The 17,827-nt window shown below is 38.2% G+C and carries 15 protein-coding genes and 2 pseudogenes; 9 read left to right on the forward strand and 8 right to left on the reverse strand.

What is annotated here, in order from left to right; all coding sequences use genetic code 11:
• Window positions 1-272: 272 nt before the first annotated feature.
• A pseudogene (locus QP775_RS01970) lies at window positions 273-659 on the forward strand (DUF1259 domain-containing protein).
• 595 nt (window positions 660-1,254) lie between these two features.
• Here QP775_RS01970 and QP775_RS01975 read toward each other — a convergent pair.
• The 3 genes from QP775_RS01975 to QP775_RS01985 are packed head-to-tail and all read right to left on the reverse strand — an operon-like array spanning window position 1,255 to window position 2,113.
• The gene (locus QP775_RS01975) at window positions 1,255-1,548 is read right to left on the reverse strand and encodes a hypothetical protein (RefSeq protein ID WP_285103162.1); all 294 of its coding nucleotides are present in this window, start codon (window positions 1,546-1,548) and stop codon (window positions 1,255-1,257) included.
• Window positions 1,514-1,795 (reverse strand): hypothetical protein, encoded by a 282-nt coding sequence (locus QP775_RS01980; RefSeq protein ID WP_285103164.1) that lies wholly within the window; start codon window positions 1,793-1,795, stop codon window positions 1,514-1,516. Before QP775_RS01980 ends, QP775_RS01975 begins: the two co-directional genes overlap by 35 nt.
• Before the next feature lie 24 nt (window positions 1,796-1,819).
• Window positions 1,820-2,113 carry a hypothetical protein gene (locus tag QP775_RS01985; protein WP_285103166.1) on the reverse strand — a complete coding sequence of 98 codons (294 nt, stop codon included), beginning with the start codon at window positions 2,111-2,113 and terminating at the stop codon, window positions 1,820-1,822.
• A gap of 830 nt (window positions 2,114-2,943) precedes the next feature.
• On the opposite strand from QP775_RS01985, the gene QP775_RS01990 reads away from it, so the two are divergent.
• From QP775_RS01990 to QP775_RS02005, 4 genes and pseudogenes are all read left to right on the forward strand, one after another.
• Window positions 2,944-3,591 carry a recombinase zinc ribbon domain-containing protein gene (locus QP775_RS01990; protein ID WP_285103168.1) on the forward strand — a complete coding sequence of 216 codons (648 nt, stop codon included), beginning with the start codon at window positions 2,944-2,946 and terminating at the stop codon, window positions 3,589-3,591.
• A 628-nt stretch (window positions 3,592-4,219) separates the two neighbouring features.
• Complete coding sequence (locus QP775_RS01995) at window positions 4,220-7,327, forward strand: sacsin N-terminal ATP-binding-like domain-containing protein (protein ID WP_285103170.1); 3,108 nt, start codon at window positions 4,220-4,222, stop codon at window positions 7,325-7,327.
• Window positions 7,320-8,225: an RNA-binding domain-containing protein gene (locus QP775_RS02000; RefSeq protein ID WP_285103172.1), complete on the forward strand. Its 906-nt coding sequence runs from the start codon at window positions 7,320-7,322 to the stop codon at window positions 8,223-8,225. The genes QP775_RS01995 and QP775_RS02000 overlap by 8 nt, the downstream gene beginning before the upstream one ends.
• A 358-nt stretch (window positions 8,226-8,583) precedes the next feature.
• A pseudogene (locus QP775_RS02005) lies at window positions 8,584-8,742 on the forward strand (DUF255 domain-containing protein); the annotation flags it as partial.
• Window positions 8,743-8,966: 224 nt separating this feature from the next.
• On the opposite strand, the gene QP775_RS02010 reads toward QP775_RS02005, so the two are convergent.
• The 3 genes from QP775_RS02010 to QP775_RS02020 form a co-directional block, all read right to left on the reverse strand.
• Complete coding sequence (locus tag QP775_RS02010) at window positions 8,967-9,599, reverse strand: LysE family translocator (protein ID WP_285103176.1); 633 nt, start codon at window positions 9,597-9,599, stop codon at window positions 8,967-8,969.
• Between the two features lie 321 nt (window positions 9,600-9,920).
• On the reverse strand, window positions 9,921-10,208 hold the full coding sequence (locus QP775_RS02015) for a hypothetical protein (protein ID WP_285103178.1): 288 nt from the start codon (window positions 10,206-10,208) through the stop codon (window positions 9,921-9,923).
• A gap of 4 nt (window positions 10,209-10,212) precedes the next feature.
• The gene (locus QP775_RS02020; RefSeq protein WP_285103179.1) at window positions 10,213-10,512 is read right to left on the reverse strand and encodes a DUF2089 family protein; all 300 of its coding nucleotides are present in this window, start codon (window positions 10,510-10,512) and stop codon (window positions 10,213-10,215) included.
• A gap of 456 nt (window positions 10,513-10,968) precedes the next feature.
• Here QP775_RS02020 and QP775_RS02025 point away from each other — a divergent pair, with 456 nt between their 5' ends.
• The 3 genes from QP775_RS02025 (at window position 10,969) to QP775_RS02035 (ending at window position 13,388) form a co-directional block, all read left to right on the forward strand.
• Window positions 10,969-11,634 (forward strand): metallophosphoesterase family protein, encoded by a 666-nt coding sequence (locus tag QP775_RS02025; protein ID WP_285103181.1) that lies wholly within the window; start codon window positions 10,969-10,971, stop codon window positions 11,632-11,634.
• Between the two features lie 445 nt (window positions 11,635-12,079).
• On the forward strand, window positions 12,080-13,027 hold the full coding sequence (locus QP775_RS02030) for a ketopantoate reductase family protein (protein WP_285103183.1): 948 nt from the start codon (window positions 12,080-12,082) through the stop codon (window positions 13,025-13,027).
• 40 nt (window positions 13,028-13,067) lie between these two features.
• A complete protein-coding gene (locus QP775_RS02035) occupies window positions 13,068-13,388 on the forward strand; it encodes an ArsR/SmtB family transcription factor (protein ID WP_239327380.1) in 321 nt (106 codons plus the stop codon).
• Window positions 13,389-13,641: 253 nt separating this feature from the next.
• Here QP775_RS02035 and QP775_RS02040 read toward each other — a convergent pair whose 3' ends face one another.
• A complete protein-coding gene (locus tag QP775_RS02040) occupies window positions 13,642-14,313 on the reverse strand; it encodes a lipase family protein (RefSeq protein ID WP_481857227.1) in 672 nt (223 codons plus the stop codon).
• Window positions 14,314-14,895: 582 nt separating this feature from the next.
• Window positions 14,896-15,135 (reverse strand): helix-turn-helix transcriptional regulator, encoded by a 240-nt coding sequence (locus QP775_RS02045; protein WP_285105660.1) that lies wholly within the window; start codon window positions 15,133-15,135, stop codon window positions 14,896-14,898.
• Window positions 15,136-15,681: 546 nt separating this feature from the next.
• On the opposite strand from QP775_RS02045, the gene QP775_RS02050 reads away from it, so the two are divergent.
• The gene (locus tag QP775_RS02050; RefSeq protein ID WP_285103187.1) at window positions 15,682-17,637 is read left to right on the forward strand and encodes an AraC family transcriptional regulator; all 1,956 of its coding nucleotides are present in this window, start codon (window positions 15,682-15,684) and stop codon (window positions 17,635-17,637) included.
• Window positions 17,638-17,827: the final 190 nt, after the last annotated feature.

Consider the following 17,827-nt stretch of genomic DNA (forward strand, 5'->3'; position numbering starts at 1 on the left):
TTTTGTACGATGAATTGCATTTTAAATTAAGAGTTTCATTCCTATTTCATCCTCGTGTTAAACCACTCTCCTGACTTATCTCTTTCCTGATTTTCGCGCGGCTTTTTTTTATTGACAAGCGTTTTGGATTTTCGGGCAAGTGCGTGCACTGGGAAGCGATTGACAATCCTGTTTCGTTTGCTAGAAAAACCAAAGAATCCGTTGCATTCTTAGGTTAATGCATTGGAGCGGTGAAATTCTATTATTCATTTATTCTGAAAGGATGATTTCGTATGGCGGAACACGTGCAAGCAAGTCCCCGTTTTAGAAGACTATGCAACCAATTTTCAACCATTATAGGTGGAACAGAGCATGAAATTACAAAGGGACCGGTTTGTTTTGTTACCAGAAAAAGGATAATAAAAGCCTCAATTTTAGGAAGACGTACCACATCTCCATTGGTCCGTTATCAACTGTTCTCGTTTGAATCGCTGGAGTCTTCAGGCCACGCACTGTGTTTAGGGAAAACGGCTCTCTTCCAGAACCAAGTCAATCGATTGCTGTCAAACCTGCGCAGAAACGGGATCAAAGTAACAGCAGTCCATAATCACTGGCTCTTTGAGAATCCGCGTCTTATGTACATTCACTAGGAATCAATCAATAATTTTGTTGAATTTTAAATAAAAGTAAAACATTCGATTGCCTTCTTAGGTTAATGATGGGGAATCGTATGAACCTGAAAGGTCTTCTCCATCGCTGAAGGTTCTTTTATTGGCAATTATTAATATGGTCATCTAAGGGTAAGTCTTTCACGGGTCATTTGACACATATGGAGTGTTGCATTTACCTTAACTGTACCTTATGAGTTGAAATTCCATAACGGTTATTCATAAACATAAAGGGGTGGTGTTTCTAAAGCCATGTAATGGCTGCTGGGACATCCTCTTTTGCATGTGTTTGTTAGTACGAGCAGGTGAGGTATTCACCGTCTGCCTCAAGATCCACAAAAGATAGCACATTGAAAAATTATTTTACAAAAAGAGATCCAACTATGCTGAAAAGATATATTAGTCCAATTTTATGGAGTTGATATTTCAGGAATCATAGCTGCTTGATATATGCTTTTGTACAAACTGGATGATCTGAAGAAATGATATTTGAGAAGTTATATTAAAGTTGTCTGATTTATGGCTGAAAGTAAAAAACAGCCCTTAATTTTTTATGAGGGCTGTTTTTTATAAAATATATACATTTAATTTTCTTTACATCAGTATTCTATTTAGCGGGCAAAATGCTAACTCCATCCACATACCATGTGTGAGAACTAGTGATTTTTGTTTTCATCTTAATTACAACATAAGAACCATTAGCTTTTTCCCAATATATCAAAGCTTGTGACTTATCTGGACTTATAAGTAAGGCGGACATTTTATCGCCCATATCAAGATTCTCTCTTCTCTCCTCACTATAAAAAGCTTCTAGGAAAGAAGATTGTTCTTCTTTAGAGAAAGAAGATAGTAACTCTTCTTCAAAGTTAAGTAAATTTAAAAAACGTCCATGTTGTAACATCTTGGTCTGTACTGACGTCTTTACTGTTAGTAAATGCTTTGACTTTTTCACTTTTTTGAATGATTTCCCTTCCTTTATTCCATGAATGGGTTAAGCGTTCCTCTACTATTTTGGCTTTATCCTGGTGTTCGGAACTTACTGTTGGAAAAAGAGAAGAGATAGCACCACTGGCATATGCGCTAGTACCAGTTATCAAAATGAAAGTGGCTAATCCAAGGACGATAAACATTTTATTTTTTCTTTTCATTACTAACACTCCTCATAAAATATTTTAGTTCAAATAATAAGTTTTTTCTCCTGAGTCGGACCAATCACTTCCATTACTATAGTAACCTTTTACTCGACCAGACCATTGCATTTTATATGATCCTGACTGGGTATGCGCACCATCGGTAATATGAGCTGTAGCATATTGGTCAAGATAATAATTGTCACTAACATCTAACTTCGATCCAAGATACGTACCATCTCTGTATAACTCGAAATATGCACGAATTTCAGTAACGAAATCATAACCCCGGTGAACGACAACTGCTCCTGCTAAGGCTGATTGCTGTTTATACATACTAGCAATTGCGGATGCTCTATCTCCTGCTGATGCTATTGATGCTGAAACCAACATACTACAAAAAATGTGAGAGATAGAATACTAAAAAACTTAGATTTCATTATTTCTGTAATCTTCATTTATATTACTCCTCAAAATGAATAATTCAAATCCTAATTCCATGATGTTCCATTTGGGAGAAAAATCATATAGTCCTGTAGGTATAACCCCATGACTTACCTTAATTACAATCATATGCCTTTAGATCCAGCCAAAGCAACGGAACCCAATCACCCATTATAGACCAAGCTACCACAGGAAAAACTTTGGTGTCTATTCTTTTAGTCCCAATTTATAACTTGGGCAGTACACTTTGTTATAGCCAAAAAAATAAAATGAAAGAAATTATCTCAATTAAAAACCGAGATAGTGAAGCTTGATAAGCAGTTAGAGTTTTTATGTACTTATCCAAAGAAATAATAAACCAATTAAAAGGAATTGCGAAAGTTTAACGACTCCTAAAAAATCAAAATAATTGTTGAAATCTTTAGTAAATCTCATTTGGTATGACAGAAAAGGCAGCACTGTTCTTTAAGAAATTGAATACCTATGAGGTGACACTAACAACTGTTAGTGTCTTCTCTAATTATTTTAGTTATATAGAAAATAAATATTAATAGATGTGGTCATCTGACAATTCACAGACGGATAACAAGATACCTACGCCACAACATTAAGCCCGATGGGAAGAACAAGGGATGGTCAAATATTAGGGTTCAAAGATTGCTGGCAAGCGAGATCCATTTGAGTTATATCACTTATGGCAAAACCGTTCCAAGCGTGGTCAGGTGGAACATGTACCTGAAGAAGAGCGGATTAAAGTCATGGGAACACATGAAAAGCTAAAAACGCCGGAAGAACATGAAGCGATTATGGGGCGGCTGCTGAAGAACAGAATGCTGAACCCAAATTCAAGGCGTAACATTTTTCCTTTGTCAGGTTTGCTGTATTGTGAGAAATGCGGTTCTCGGATGAGATTTAGAGTAGGTGAGAACAAGAAGCAGGGACAGCATTGGAGTGCATTGTGCTATCACCAGTACAAAGACGGAAGCAAAGGTGAACAGCGTGGCAAGGTAATGGATGCTGATTTTTTTAATGCTCTGTATGATCGGATTATACATGTAGATCCGAATATTCTGCGTGAGATTGAAATGCATGGCAGTCGGTATAATGATACACAGGTTATTATCGAGGTCAAAGAGCAGGAGTTGAAGAAGCAGAAGCGGGCTCTGGACAAGCTGCATGAATCTTATGAAGAGGACATGATAACGAAGCAAGTGTTTTTAGGGCGAAACGCTGTTCGGTCACGGCAGTTACAGAAGCTGGAGGAAGAGTTGAAGGATTTGCGGAAGGTTGTAGTAGATGAGAAAGTTTATCCGACTGTGGAGCAGATATATGAGCGGGTAGGTGAGTTAGGGAGTTGTGGGGCGCTTTAGTGACGAGTGAAGAGAAGAATCGGGCTTTGAAGAAGCTAGTGGAGCGGATTGTGTATGATCGGGAAGGGAATCGGGTGGAGCGGACGGTTTGTTATAAATGAAGATTGATATATTCGTTCTTATTACTTTCTCCTCACATGTTGAGTGCTGTGTGTTGTTGGTTAGGGAGTAGTGAGTTGGAGCCACATTCACCTGTTTAAATAGCTACTTTGCCCGAAGCTTCTAGAGTTCGGGCTATTTGTTATAACCAAAGTAATTAATTCAGCGTAGGACTTTTGATGAAGATACCGTTTGTTGGGTAGAGAATAGTATATATAGTACTACTTAAAAATGATGCTTCTGTCACTTGAGGAGGTCTTTTTTTGTTGCAAATGGGAAAAATTTCTGGAATTTAAAACCTAAATGGTCTATGCTTATTGTAGTTTTAGCATGTGTATAAATGATAGATTGTCAAGTTTTATTGATAGAAACCATCCAGAAGATTTTCCGGAATGAAATAAATAGGACATATAAAAATATCTTCCTGCAACGTAGGAGGATGTGAGTTTGGATAGATCAATGGAAGCTTTGTCCCATTTGTTTCGACGAATATCGAGAGGCTATTTCATTACAAGGGAGCAGATAGTTTATGACGTTTCGTGAGAAAATCCAACAATTGCGTAAAGGTGCAAGCGAGGCTCAATCTGCAACAAAAATTATCGATAAGCTCAAGGCCCTTAAAGACAGCAATGGTCCAGATACATCGTATAGATGGATATGGGAGTTGATTCAAAATGCTAAGGATGTCGTTAATGCAAGTGGGTTCGTTGATATCGAGATTAAATTTAGCGAAGTTAATAAAACTATTGAATTTAACCATAATGGTCGATTGTTTACTACTGAAAACATAGTTTTTTTGATTGAACAGGTTTCAACAAAAGAACGCTCATTGACCGCTGAGAATAAAAAGAAATCTACTGGAAAATTTGGAACAGGTTTCTTAACGACTCATTTGCTTTCTGAAAAGGTTTGGGTGCATGGTTATCTACAAGACGATGATGAAAGCCCTCGTTCCTTCGAGACATTATTAGACAGGACTGGACAAGATAAAACATCAATTATGAATGCTATAAGTGAGAGTTGTGGTATGCTGGACAACGGAACAGAGTGTACTGTTAATGAGAATCAAATGAATACGAAGTTTGTTTATGAATTGGATAGAGTAGGAATAGAAACAGCAAAGTCAGGCCTAAGAAATCTTCTGATTTCTATTCCATATGTATTTGCATTTGTGCCAGAGTTAAGTTCAATAACCGTTAGTATGGATAATTATGAAAGAGTGATTCGAAGAGGGGGAAGATTCACTGTAGACCTTGAATCTGCTAATGTTACCGAGGTGCAAATCGCAAAATCAAAAGGTGAAAATCCTACTTATGAAAATAGGTATGTCTTTGTGCAGTCGAATGATGAGGTATCGATTGCTGTAGAAATTAAAAAAAACAGTACAAATGAAAAACATTTAATTGGTCTACATAAGGAATTGCCACGGATTTTTTGCGATTTCCCCTTACTAGGCACTCATGACTTCTCATTTCCAGTAGTTGTAAATAGTCCGTTGTTTAATCCCACAGAGCCTCGTGACGGCATCCCCTTGATTCATTCCGAGCGTTCAGGTGGTGACTCAGAAGATAACAGAAACAGAATTATAAAAGCAATAAACCTATATAACAATATGCTTGACTATTTTGCAAAGGAAGGTTACACAAACCTCTATAATATTGTTAAGATTTCTGAACAATCCGAAAAAAATTGGCTCGACTCAGATTGGGTTGAGAAGATTCTTATTCATCCAATCAAAGAGCATATAAAAAGAACTACTTTCATTAATAATAGTTTGGATGAAACTTGTTCTCTTTATGATGTTTGGGGCACCTCAAGCATTTTGATTATGAAAGATGAAACTCCTGAATATAGAAGTAAAGTTTGGGAGTTGTCAAATATATTGATGCCTGCGAAGATGACCCGAAAAGATGAAATCGAAAACTGGTACAACTCATTGTGGGTGGAGTGCCGCAATTTTGGCATTGTTGATCTAATTAAAGAGGTTGAGGACTGTGGTAATTTGGTGACCCTGAGTATTCGTTTGGGTTGTGATTCGATAAAATGGCTTAACGATTTAATTATTCTTCTATATCATAATTCAAGTAAGTTCATTGCTGAATTAGGGCTAAATCCATCCATTCTTCCTAACCAATGCGGAGATTTTTTACCTTTGGATAGAATATATGCTGAAAAAAATATCGGTGAAGTATATAAGGATATAGCCTTAATTGCAGGTATTAATTTCAGAGCAATATTGCTTGATAATAGGGTCTCAACAGACTATCTGCAAGGGTTGCGAGAATTTAACTTGAATAATGTATTTAGTGAGCTTATTCAAACCCCAATTGATCAAGAAACAAAACTTGAATTTTATAAAGCAATCACCAATCTTCGTACAGGAAAAAATGATAAGCAAAACGAATTTGTGGATATTGCTAAATGCCTATATCCAAATTACTTTGATCAATACAGCAGAGTAAATTATCTTAATGATAAACTGCTCTCCGATGCATTGAAGTTTTGGAGGGAGAAGATTTGTATAGATTTAAGTGACTGTGCCTCTATTAGTAGTGTCCTTGAGCAATATGACTTTCAAAATAACAGAGAAGTAGCTGAATGGATATCAAAATTGACAAACCATTTCAGAATATGTGAAGACGAAAACTTACTTGATAGATATGCTGTATTACCAAATCAAATTGGGGACTTTATGCGCAGGAGTGAAATGTTTCTTGATGACGGAAGTCTTAATGAAATTCTAAAAGACGCGGCTATGTATTCAGGCAATGACGTAAGGAGAAAAATGATATTCGAGGGCATTGCACTTGAGTTGCCTTTAAACCGAACTATATCGCTTGAATCTATAGCTCCAACAATCACTGACTATGTTAGAAATAACAATAAATCTATAAGAATAAAAGATTTCGAGGTTAGAGAAACATTTAGAAACACTTGCGCATGGATTAGGGATAACCGCAAGGATAGTAGAGTTAGTAAAGCTTTTAAAGAACTTATAGAAAACCTTCATTGGTTTTATGACGATGAAGAAATTGCTGAAAGTATGGCAAAGTCAGAACAGTATGATGAAATTTTAAAAAGATACAATGTAGCTGATATAAATGAATTGGCTAATATACTTGCATCTCAACCATCTGCCGGGAGCGAAACTATCAGCATTTCAAAAGAACTGCTTGCTCAGTGGGGCATATCATCAGAAGAAGAGCTTTGCAAAGCACTGTCAAAAAATGTTTTTGGTTCTGCTCAAATCCACTATTCCAAAAGTGATCCTGAGGTTTTTAGTTACGTTAAAGATATTCTGAATCGCTCAAGAACTAATATTGTAAACTTTTTGCATGAACATGATGATTATGATTTTGATAAAAACAACCTTCAGCTTATAAAAAATACAGCGAATACGATTTTTAGAGTTCGTAAATTCGAACAAGAAATTTACATTATTGCTAGACCTTCAGATTTTGAACAAATAATTTTGTACTATGATACGGAAATAGATTTGCTAGATTTCGATAAAGACTGTGAGTTGTGGGTGGAGGATGGAGTTGATCCAATCCCCAAAAAGATCACTCTTGGCAGAATACTGAAATTAACAGGAGTAAATAAGATTCCATTAAGGAGTTTAAAGCATAATGATTGATAGACATACAATCAGTACGTTGTTAGGTTCAACATCTTTTAAGAACCTGGTCGGTGTAGGAATGGAATTAAAGCCGTATGAATTGGCTTTGCTTATGTTGCGTGCATTAGACAACTCCGAAGAATATGGGTATATCGTGATGGGTGTATCTAAGCTTATCAACAATTACGTGGTTGTTGGGTTAAGCCTCGCGGTTAAAGACAGTGCTAAAGAACCTATCTCTACTGCATTGAGCCTTATATCCGTTGAACTTGAGGTTGAGTACGATAACATAGATGTTAATGGGAAAAATGTATTTGTAATAAAGTTGAAGAATAGCCCCAAAGCTCCTTCTATGAATTTTTCAAAAGATCTCGATTCGCAAGAAGGTTTTATCAAAAATTTAATTGTAGCTTGTTTAACTTTACAAGCAAGAAAGTATTATTCTAATGCAAGTGAAGACGAGCGTAATGATTATATTGGTGACATGCTTGCAGCCATCGGTTATAACATAAAAGACCAAACTAGACGAGGAAGTTCTTCGTCAGGCAAAGGTACTGGTGAACTTGATATATTCGTGTCAAAAGACAGATTACCGTTTACTGTTATTGAAGCAATGAATCTTAGTTCTTTAAGTACAAACTACATTAACGAGCATTTGGATAAGATTTTTTCATACGATACTTCAGGTAATAAATTCAATGTATGCCTATCTTACGTCAAAATCGCAGACTTCAATTCATTTTGGGAAAGATATTCTGCGCATGTGACGAATCACAGCTATCCTGCCCCTTTGCTCTCATCAGATACAAGTATCGATGATGAATATGGGTATTCAGAATTAAGAATAATGAAGACCAATCATAATCGTTCGAGTAGAACGGTTATCTTGTATCATATTTGTGTCAAAATTCATTGATTTATACAAGATAATATGAAGGGTTGGAGTGAAGCTTGCTCTATGATATTTGGAACAATACATGATAGGGCATCCTACTATAATAAAAGTTTTATAAATCAAAGAACCCCAGAAAACAGACAAGCATGCCTGGAAATGGCGATTACAAGGTATTTTTCTGATTTGGAAAGTGTTCGAATACTGACAAAAGAAACTTTTTAAAGATTGTAGTTACTTATGGGTATATTAAATGGTGGTGTTAATGACTATGATGAGCAAATACTTCAATTGTTTTCACTGCGCCTTCCCCCACCTTTTTGGGTAAACTACCACTAAGCAATACTTTACCCAAATTCAACACGAAACGAGGTGATGCCTCATGACAACTTACAAAGTACCCAATAGATTAGCTAAGGAAAAGTCGCCGTATTTGCTGCAACACGCACATAATCCGGTGAATTGGTTCCCTTGGTCGGAGGAGGCTTTTGAAGTCGCAAAACGCGACAACAAGCCGATCTTTCTTTCTATTGGGTATAGCTAGTTGTTGATTCACACGTACCTGTCATTGATGAAATGTCCGGTCAATCATGAACCCCTATAACTTTCATATTCAAAATATGAATAAATGAGCAAAAAAGATGATGTCTCTGTGCCCAACACAGAAACGTCATCTTTTTTGATGTGTAAACATAGCATTCATCCATGAGGCAAATCTGATCCACAAAAGAATTTATATCATGATGCCATCACTCACAATGGAACCTATAATATTACTTTGAGCGCGATAATAAACTGGTATACAAAGTAGCCAGAGAAACCTATCAAAATAAATCCAGCGATGATGGATACCCATTTGATCATGGTCGGACTCATCACTTTTCTAGTTAGCGCTACCATCGCAAGTAAGCCCACATCATGCACGAGTATACCAGCTAAAATGCCAGCGCCGACGATTAAAAATTTGGTCGGTTGGGTCATATCATACGAATCAGAAAGTACAGCACCAAACACAGAAACCCAAAACACAAGATTACCTGGTGACAAAGCTACGAGTAAACCGTTACGATATGAGCTGAAAAAGGATTGACTTGGTTTCTCGCCAGCTAACGTAATATCTTGCGCGGAATGTTTTATGGAATCATAGCCTAAATAGGCCAAGAAACATGCACCAATCAGCCACATTGGAATTTGAATGTAAGAGATAGCAAGTACAGAAGCCAACCCCATATATAATGCAATAATTAATAAAAGATCGACTGTCATGCCACCTAATCCTACAGCCCAACCATGCATAAAGCCTTTTTTTAAACCTTGTTTGGTCATCTCAACGGTCATTGCCCCTACGGGCATAGCAATGGCAAGACCTGCTAGGAGATATGTGAAAAATATATCCAAAACACCACTTCTTTCTAAGTTGATAAGCTCATATGTCTATTAATATACACAATTAAGTATTAAAATTCAACAATTGGTTAATTATTATGCAGAAGCATCTCTAGCGATTCAGCAGCTATTAATAACTTTAGTCCAAGATAGTAACGACATTATGAAATGCGAAATGCTGAAACCTGCCTAAATACGCGGGGTCAAATAAAGGGTATAGAAAAAAGAAACTAAGATCGGGTGATCTCAGCTTCTTTATTGTTCATGCGCTGCTATGTACGCTCCCATTTTATGCATTAGATAAGTCAGGGAAGGCCATGGGACGTTTCGCCATTATCGAAAATCGATCGCATTCATCTTCTCAAGTTCTTTTTGGAGTTTCTTTTGGTAGGTCACTCGTTCTTTACTCCATATGCTAAGCTGTAAGACGAGGTAAAGTACAAATGGAGCCATATTCGAGTAAGTGAAAGATAAATCGTACCTATTAAACATGATGACAGTGCTTATCACTACGATGGCTGGAATAATCCCTCCCCAAACCCATGAGCTTCTTCTTGATAAATAGATCTGAAGTAACAATCCTCCGATAAGAACGATCCACATGATGATCTTAAACCACATGATATTATTCCTCCTGTTTTTCTTTCTTGTAATAGTCGATGATTTGTTTGGCTGTATCTAAATCAAGTTTAGAATCAATAGCGAGCTTACTAATGAAAATAGTAAAGGGCTCGCTTTCCTGCTTGTCACTGATCTCGATTTTTTGAATTAATTTATCCAGTCGTAATCGAACGGTGGGGTAGGAGACATCATAAATTTTAGCAATCTCTTTAAGTGAACCGGAATGAATGACGAAATTTTTAATAAATGAGATGTCTTCAATATCCAGCGATGTGATCCATTGTGGAATTTTATCCTTGTCCATTTGATAGCCTCCTCATAGTAGGTTTTTTAATAATTTTTATTATATACTAGATAAAATTAAAGTAAATAGTTAAAAATAATTAAATAATATCAATAACAAAGTTTAATTTATGTTTTTAATAAGTGAAGTCCGTCTCCAGTAACATTTGAGAGGAGGGAATAATAGACAGCGTAAAAGAACCGACGGGTGTGGTTGGTAGAAGAATGGTTTCTTTTTAGAAGGCAAGGACTGCAAGGGGAATGTGCAGATCTCTGTCTGCCACACTGACATCATACATATTCATAAATAGAAATTTATAGTAGACTGAAAAAATGATCTATTGTCAGAAACAGTTACGGCTCTTATGTACGCTGATTACAAATATATACAAGCTGTATAAATGAATGATCATAGTAGCTTCTTAACTAACCCTGTTACCGAAGTAGAAGTAAGTTCATATTGAGGAGAAATAAGCATATGAATCTATTAATTGTTGGCGATGTACATGGCTGCCTGCATACGTTTAAAGGGCTTCTAGGACAACATTGGAAGCCTGATGAGGAGCGGCTTATTCAACTAGGTGATCTAATTGATCGTGGAAACGATACGCCGGGAACACTCCTTTTGGCTAAACAATTGAAGCAGCGCCACGGTGCGAACGTTGTTTTTCTCAAAGGCAATCATGAATACGAGTTTGAACAGCATATAGTGAATGGTCCAAACGAATACTGGCTGCCGCAATGTGGCTATGACACATTGAATCAGCTTCGAGCCGCTGAAATGGAACTGCAGGAGGTATCCGATTGGATTGGTGAGCTCCCGCTCCTCTGGGAAAACGAACATGTATTAATAAGCCATGCGGGGGTTGCAGAGAAGGCGGAGTTCCCGTTGGATGAAGCAAATGAGATCGGTGTACTTTGGAATCGTACTCCGTTAAGGAATGTGGGCAAGCTACAAATTATCGGTCATACTCCCTGCAAGTCTGGCTATCCCGAATATGAAAAAGCGTCTCACTCGTGGAATATTGATACCGGAGCTTACCGGAAAGTTGCATTAAGTGCTATTCGCGTGACTCCTCTAGGAAAAGTGCTTGAGATTGTTCAGTCAGCGGTTGATCCAAGAGATGTGAGTGAACAGGATTAAGAACGTGTAATGACAATGCCTACTACAATAAGGTTCAAAGTCGACACAAAGTATCGAATCCCCTTATATTGCATCTCTCATAATAGAGTAGTACTTCACCAGGGTAATCAGAATCAGAGATTCATTATCCCGTAGGAGCGTACATCTACTTTTTCAAATGGGCAGAATAAAACAGCGCGCTCTGATTGAGTACAGGCGCGCTCTATTTTATTCCGAATTGACAGATAATCTTATATTGAACAAAGCTTGGTTATGTTGCTGTGGGCCAGACATAAATACATGTTCCGTTGTTTCAACAAATCATAAGAAGCCCTTAGTAGTATAGGATGTGTCTGAAAGTGAATTGACAATATAGTTCATTTTGTATACAATCAATTCGAAAGTTATCGAAATGTAATATTAATATCGGGTTTTTAAAACAGAAAAAGTAGGAGGTTTAATGTAAATGAGAATATTGATTTATGGCGCTGGGGTTTTGGGAAGTTATCTTGCCCATGTGTTGGTCCGGGGAGACAATGACGTGACTATGCTGGCGAGAGGACAACGGGTGGATGAGCTGCAGAAGGATGGACTTGTGATTCGTCATTACTTTCAACTCCATACTACAGTTGATAAGGTGAGTGTGATACGTGAGCTGAGGCCTGAGGATGAATATGACCTTATTTTTGTAGTGATGAAATACTCGGATTTCCAGACGGTACTGCCTGTGCTAGCCGCAAATAGCAGCAGACATGTGGTGATCACGGGTAATAATGCAAGTCCCGCTGAGATGCTGGATTATTTACAGGAAAATAGTCTTGTGGAGAAAAAGGTTGCGTTCGCTTTTCAGAACAGCGGTGGATGGCGGGAAGAGGGGAGAATGATCTGTGTTCGTGGTCCGAAGGTGCAAATGTCCATCGGTGGTCTAGGCGAAGAGCTGATCTGGCGATCGGTGATCGACCAAGCTTTTGTGAATACCAACTATAAACTGACTTATTATGAGGATATGGAGGTATGGTTAAAGAGTCATATGATGCTGATTTTGCCTATGAATTTCATTTCTCCTGCCAGTAACGGTAATCTGCGCCAAGCCGCAGGGAACAAGAAGCTGCTGAATCAGGTCATTGATGCTATAGATGAGGGCCATCAGGTATTGGAAGCACTTGGGTATACGGTTATGCCTGCAAGTCAGCCTAAGTTGGTCCGTGAGAAGCGGAAAATGTTCTATATAGGGCTGAAACTAGTCATAGCAGCCCCTTTCGGAAAAATATTGCTCAGTGATAGGGCAGTGTCTGCAGACGAGATGAATGCGTTACATCATGTCTTTCATGAGTTGAAGCAGCGCGCGAACATTCCGACCCCGAACTGGGATCAGCTTGCAAATCATGGCCCGTCCGTATTCAAATTGACATGAACTCCAGCGTAAGCTAAAATTATTTGATAATTATCGAATAATGACATTGTTTGATTGGGGTTGCTCACTAGTGGATACCAAAAAAATGGCGAAAATCTTTAAAGCTCTTTCGAATGAAAACCGGTTGGAATTATATCTAAAAATCGCGGAGTCCCACGAAGCCAGCTTTGAAGCGGGCGGCGGATTGTGTGTTGCAGATATCATCTCCTGTCTGAATATTGGAGCTCCTACGGTTTCCCATCATATCAAAGAATTGGTGAATGCAGAACTCGTGACCACTGAGAAAAAAGGAAAGTTCTTGATCTGCCGCGTTAATAAACAACTGGTTACGGAGATTACTGAAATGCTAGCTTTACGGTAGATGATTAACATTCATTGATTATATGGCTGAATAATATTTCGATAATTTATAAAGTGTGGAATTGTTGTGAAGCTGTTTCCTAAGATAAGCTTTTCGTTGAACTTCAACAGGAATTTAACATCTACTGATCTCCAATTATAAAAAGACTTTCGCGGCTAGATGTATACCAGCTAGAAATAGGAATTAACTCCCATTACTAAAAGTACGGGAGTTTTTGTTATGCATCCTGTAATACTCATCCTATTTTCAGACACTATTCTACGTTAACGCTTCTTGACTTTTGTGGGTTCACTTCAAGCACTGGACAGAAACCAGGATTCGTTAAACATAACAATTGGGTGAATTTCGGCTTAAGCTGGGCGAGCTCTGCGAAGTAGTTGCCGATCATATGATTAAGGGCTATTGATCCATTTTGGAAAGACAACGATGAGAGGGTCTGAATATGATGGTAGTAATACCTTTTTTCCCGTTTGGGCAGCTTGTATATGGTTGGTGGAGCATGAGGTACGACGTCAAAGTGATTCGCAATCCGGTAGGTGTTTAGAACATATGATGCAAAAGCTTTTGTAAAGGCTGGGTCGCCAACACGAGGAGAGCCGAATGTAAACAAATAAGGCGAGTTACAAGTAGTGTTGGCTGCTATATCAACCGCACATAGTGTCGCGAGTGCTCCACCAAGGCTGTGGCCTGTAATGTATAGGGTTTTGTCGGGTGACAGCTTGCTGATTGTGGAGATAATTCCATTGCGGGCTGAAGAATAGATGTCTGTGAAGCCACGATGTGTTAGAGCGTTTTCTTTAATATATTTGAATCTCTTTTGCGAGGCCTTAATATTAGATACCCAATCGGTCGTTGAGCTGGTTCCCCGAAAGGCAATAATAATCTCTGTCGGAGATTCCAGAATAAATCCAAATCGTTCCTGCACCTTGCTGGCGGACTTTGCTTGAATCGTATGGCGAACTGAATAATGGAGTGGAACGACAAACGAACCATCTGTATTTGTAAATTGTGCATAAGTCTGTCCGCAAACAGCAGCCAGAAAGATAGCACGCTCTTCTAATTCATTATCGTGACGCAGATAAATCCCACCTTTCCCTCCTATCCTATTTATGATAACAACACGAGATCGGTGCTTGTCGATCAGTCGAAACGTACCATTTATTCTAATTTATACTACAAATACATCACTCAATTTTTGAAGTCTCTAACATAATAGTATCCAGCTGATATTGCGCCAACTAATACTGCAATTGAAAAGCACATATAAATGATTTGTTTATAGTATACGGTTTCATCTGGAACAACAACGCTAAAAACTGTGAATAATACAAGGAGCGATATGAACATCGAATTCGTGACATGTAATCTGATTTGCAGACTGTATTCATCCTTTTTTCCAATTTTGTTCAAAAAATAAGTGTATATAATGACACTTATTAGTCCAACAGAAGTAACAATGCCAACAAACAAGTTAAAGTTGCTTCTAATGTCTAACCACGGATCTAAATTATTCAACATTTTCGTTTCCTCCTTTTTTGTAGGTAAATATTTCTTCAATACTTACACCGAAAAAATTTGCAATTCTGTAAGCAAGCAATAAAGATGGAAAGTAATTATTCTTTTCCATTACAAATATGGTTTGCTTAGATACGCCTACAACTTCTGCAAGATCACTTTGAGACATCCTCTTTAATACCCTGAATTCATAAACTTTATTAACTATTGAGTCTGATTTGTTTTCCAATATTAACTACTCCTTTCGTGTTTAGTGTAAATTACATTTAGAAAAAAGTAAAGTAAACTTATATATAATAATGATTTAGTATCATTTTATTGAATACTTATTAAGCTTATACAATCCTGTAGACGGGTACCCGTGAGGCGAAAAAGCGTTCGCCAAAGTACAGTAGAGAGTAAACCTTTTACTTAAGTAATCGGCTACAGTATCTGTCATGAATGAGATGTTCGCGTGGGTCTGGATTTTGGTCTGTGGATAACATGCTGTAATAGCCTCGTTCATTGAGAATCACTTGTTGATTAAACATCTGGTGTTTATAATGGATAGACAGTCAAGGTGCTCATTTTTTCTTTATGTGTTTATCATGAGTTAAGCGACAGATGAATCTAATTATATGGCACAAATGGAACAATAATTTGGAAGGTTTACAGGAATATCCTGTAAACGTAGACCAAAGAGTACTGTCATTATGATGGATGGGGTTGTGTTGTTGAAGAAGAATGATTGGGAAGTGAGGGCTTGATGCTTCTTGAGAAAGGTGCATAAATAAGGATTATGGGAAGGAGCATTCATCATACGATGAAGCAGCAAGAAGAGTACAAAGTCTGGAATCAATTACATATTGAGCTTGCCGATATCCGTCTGCATACACTTGCTGCGGGAGACGCAGTCAATGACTACCATTTGCCTGCAAGTGCTTTTCTATTCCTGTACAGGGGCAAAGCGCAGATACGGATGGATGGGCTTATTCATCCTGCTGAACATTTTTACTGTTTACATGGCTGCAAGGGTATGAGGCTGGATATTGAAGCAAAGGAATATCTGGAATATTATTTGGTGCTCTATCGTGGCGAATTTTCGCTCCGTCGAAGATATTTTCTAAGCAAGGGAGAAATTGCACCGTATCAGCAAATATTTTCCTTTGCTCCCACACAACCCGTAGGTCTCTATCAGATACTACACCGAATGAAAGAGGCATGGAGCGAATCGACGGAGAAGGATAAATTTGTGGTGAAAACACTGTTCTATCAATTTATATTGGAAATGCTTCAGCAAAAGCAGCAGTCAGGAGTTGATCTCCTTCCTACAGAAGTTGTTAAGCAAGTAGTCCAGTATATGCATAAGCACGTAGACGAGCCGTTGACACTGGAGCTTCTAGGACAGAGGTTCGGCTACAATCCACAGTATTTGGCCCGTAGATTCAAGGAATTGACGACGCGCAGTCCAATCGATTATTTAATTGGAATCCGTATTGGCAAAGCGTGCCATATGCTTCAGTATACGGATGCATCGATTTCCGATATCTCCCAGAGTGTAGGTTATGAGGATGTTTTTTATTTTAACCGCATATTCAAAAAGAACGTCGGTCTCTCTCCCAGCCATTTCAGAAAAAAGCTGTGCGATGAAGAGGATGTTCGGTTTAATCCAGATATAAGGTGGGGATTGTCCATATCGGAGTCTACTTCTCGATGTTATATTGATAATGATAATTATTATCGATATAACAAAAGAGGAGAATATTCTATGTACAGAACATCCAGAAAAAATATAATGGCAACACTTTTACTCTGTATGGCCTTATTGGTTACAGCTTGCGGAGGGGGAGCCCCATCGGAAACGTCTGCTCCCGTCTCCAATTCTTCTGAACAAACTCAGAAAGCAACGCCCGTGGCAGCCACCAAGATTGTGAATACCATGTTCGGAGAGGTGGAAATATCAAAAACTCCTGAACGCATCGTGGCGATTCAATATTTGAGCAGTCTTCTGGCAGTAAAGGCTAATGCAATCGCCTCTACGACCCGCATCATGGACAACCCGTATTTCAGAGGTTTAACGGACAATATTGAGATTGTCGGTTCTTCCGGCAATGATGTTTCCTTTGAAAAGCTGATTGATCTTAATCCTGATCTGATTGTTGTAATGACCTCGGATGAGGAAGAATATAATAAGTACAACAAAATTGCACCAACGGTTGCCATTCCCTATGGGTACTTTTCATCCATTGAGGAGGAAGTGAAGTTCTTTGGAGATCTGCTGGGGCGGGAGGAAGAGGCCATCGCATGGATAGCTGATTATACTGCGCGAATCGCTGCTGCCCATGCGAAGGTCCAAGCAGTGATACCCTCGGATGCAACTTTTAGTATTATGCAAGAGTCAGACAAGACATTAAGTATATATGGCAGTGAGTTTGGCCGTGGCGGAAAAGTTATTTATGAGAATCTAGGACGGAAATCACCTCCATCCTATAATGAAGCTTTTGCGACAGAGAAATATAAGGATATCTCGATGGAATTATTGGACCAATATGCCGGAGACTATATCATCCTGACAACTGAGAAATCACTGGAGGAACTTCGCAAGGATTCAATCTGGGGGAAATTGGAGGCCGTCAAAAATGACAGGCTATATGCTTGGTCCAACAACCGCTCTTATTTCATTGACCCGTTGTCGGTGTTGATGCAGACAGAAGAATTGGCAGAGTGGTTGACGAATGTTTCACAGAAAAATTGACCAAGAACCTGATTAACTATTAGAAGCTTCTGCGATCGGACGCAGGAGCTTTTTTTGTTTGGCGGCATCTGACGGCCTTGTTCTGTCGCCATTAAAATTATCAAGTTATAAATGGGACAAGGAATGAAATATTTTAATTGTCACGATCTCGTGACGATGGTATTATTTACATAATATAGTACCATTACTT

It is taken from the genome of Paenibacillus sp. UMB4589-SE434 (genome assembly GCF_030226685.1).
In the GTDB taxonomy this organism is placed as follows: Bacteria; Bacillota; Bacilli; order Paenibacillales; family Paenibacillaceae; genus Paenibacillus_B.

Coding starts and splice junctions, on each gene's coding strand:
- QP775_RS01980 (WP_285103164.1), bottom strand. CDS start 1,795: ATGAAAAGAAAAAATAAAATGTTTATCGTCCTTGGATTAGCCACTTTC.
- QP775_RS02050 (WP_285103187.1), top strand. CDS start 15,682: ATGGGAAGGAGCATTCATCATACGATGAAGCAGCAAGAAGAGTACAAA.
- QP775_RS02015 (WP_285103178.1), bottom strand. CDS start 10,208: ATGTGGTTTAAGATCATCATGTGGATCGTTCTTATCGGAGGATTGTTA.
- QP775_RS01995 (WP_285103170.1), top strand. CDS start 4,220: ATGACGTTTCGTGAGAAAATCCAACAATTGCGTAAAGGTGCAAGCGAG.
- QP775_RS02035 (WP_239327380.1), top strand. CDS start 13,068: ATGACATTGTTTGATTGGGGTTGCTCACTAGTGGATACCAAAAAAATG.
- QP775_RS02020 (WP_285103179.1), bottom strand. CDS start 10,512: ATGGACAAGGATAAAATTCCACAATGGATCACATCGCTGGATATTGAA.
- QP775_RS02000 (WP_285103172.1), top strand. CDS start 7,320: ATGATTGATAGACATACAATCAGTACGTTGTTAGGTTCAACATCTTTT.
- QP775_RS02030 (WP_285103183.1), top strand. CDS start 12,080: ATGAGAATATTGATTTATGGCGCTGGGGTTTTGGGAAGTTATCTTGCC.
- QP775_RS01975 (WP_285103162.1), bottom strand. CDS start 1,548: ATGTTACAACATGGACGTTTTTTAAATTTACTTAACTTTGAAGAAGAG.
- QP775_RS02025 (WP_285103181.1), top strand. CDS start 10,969: ATGAATCTATTAATTGTTGGCGATGTACATGGCTGCCTGCATACGTTT.
- QP775_RS01985 (WP_285103166.1), bottom strand. CDS start 2,113: ATGTATAAACAGCAATCAGCCTTAGCAGGAGCAGTTGTCGTTCACCGG.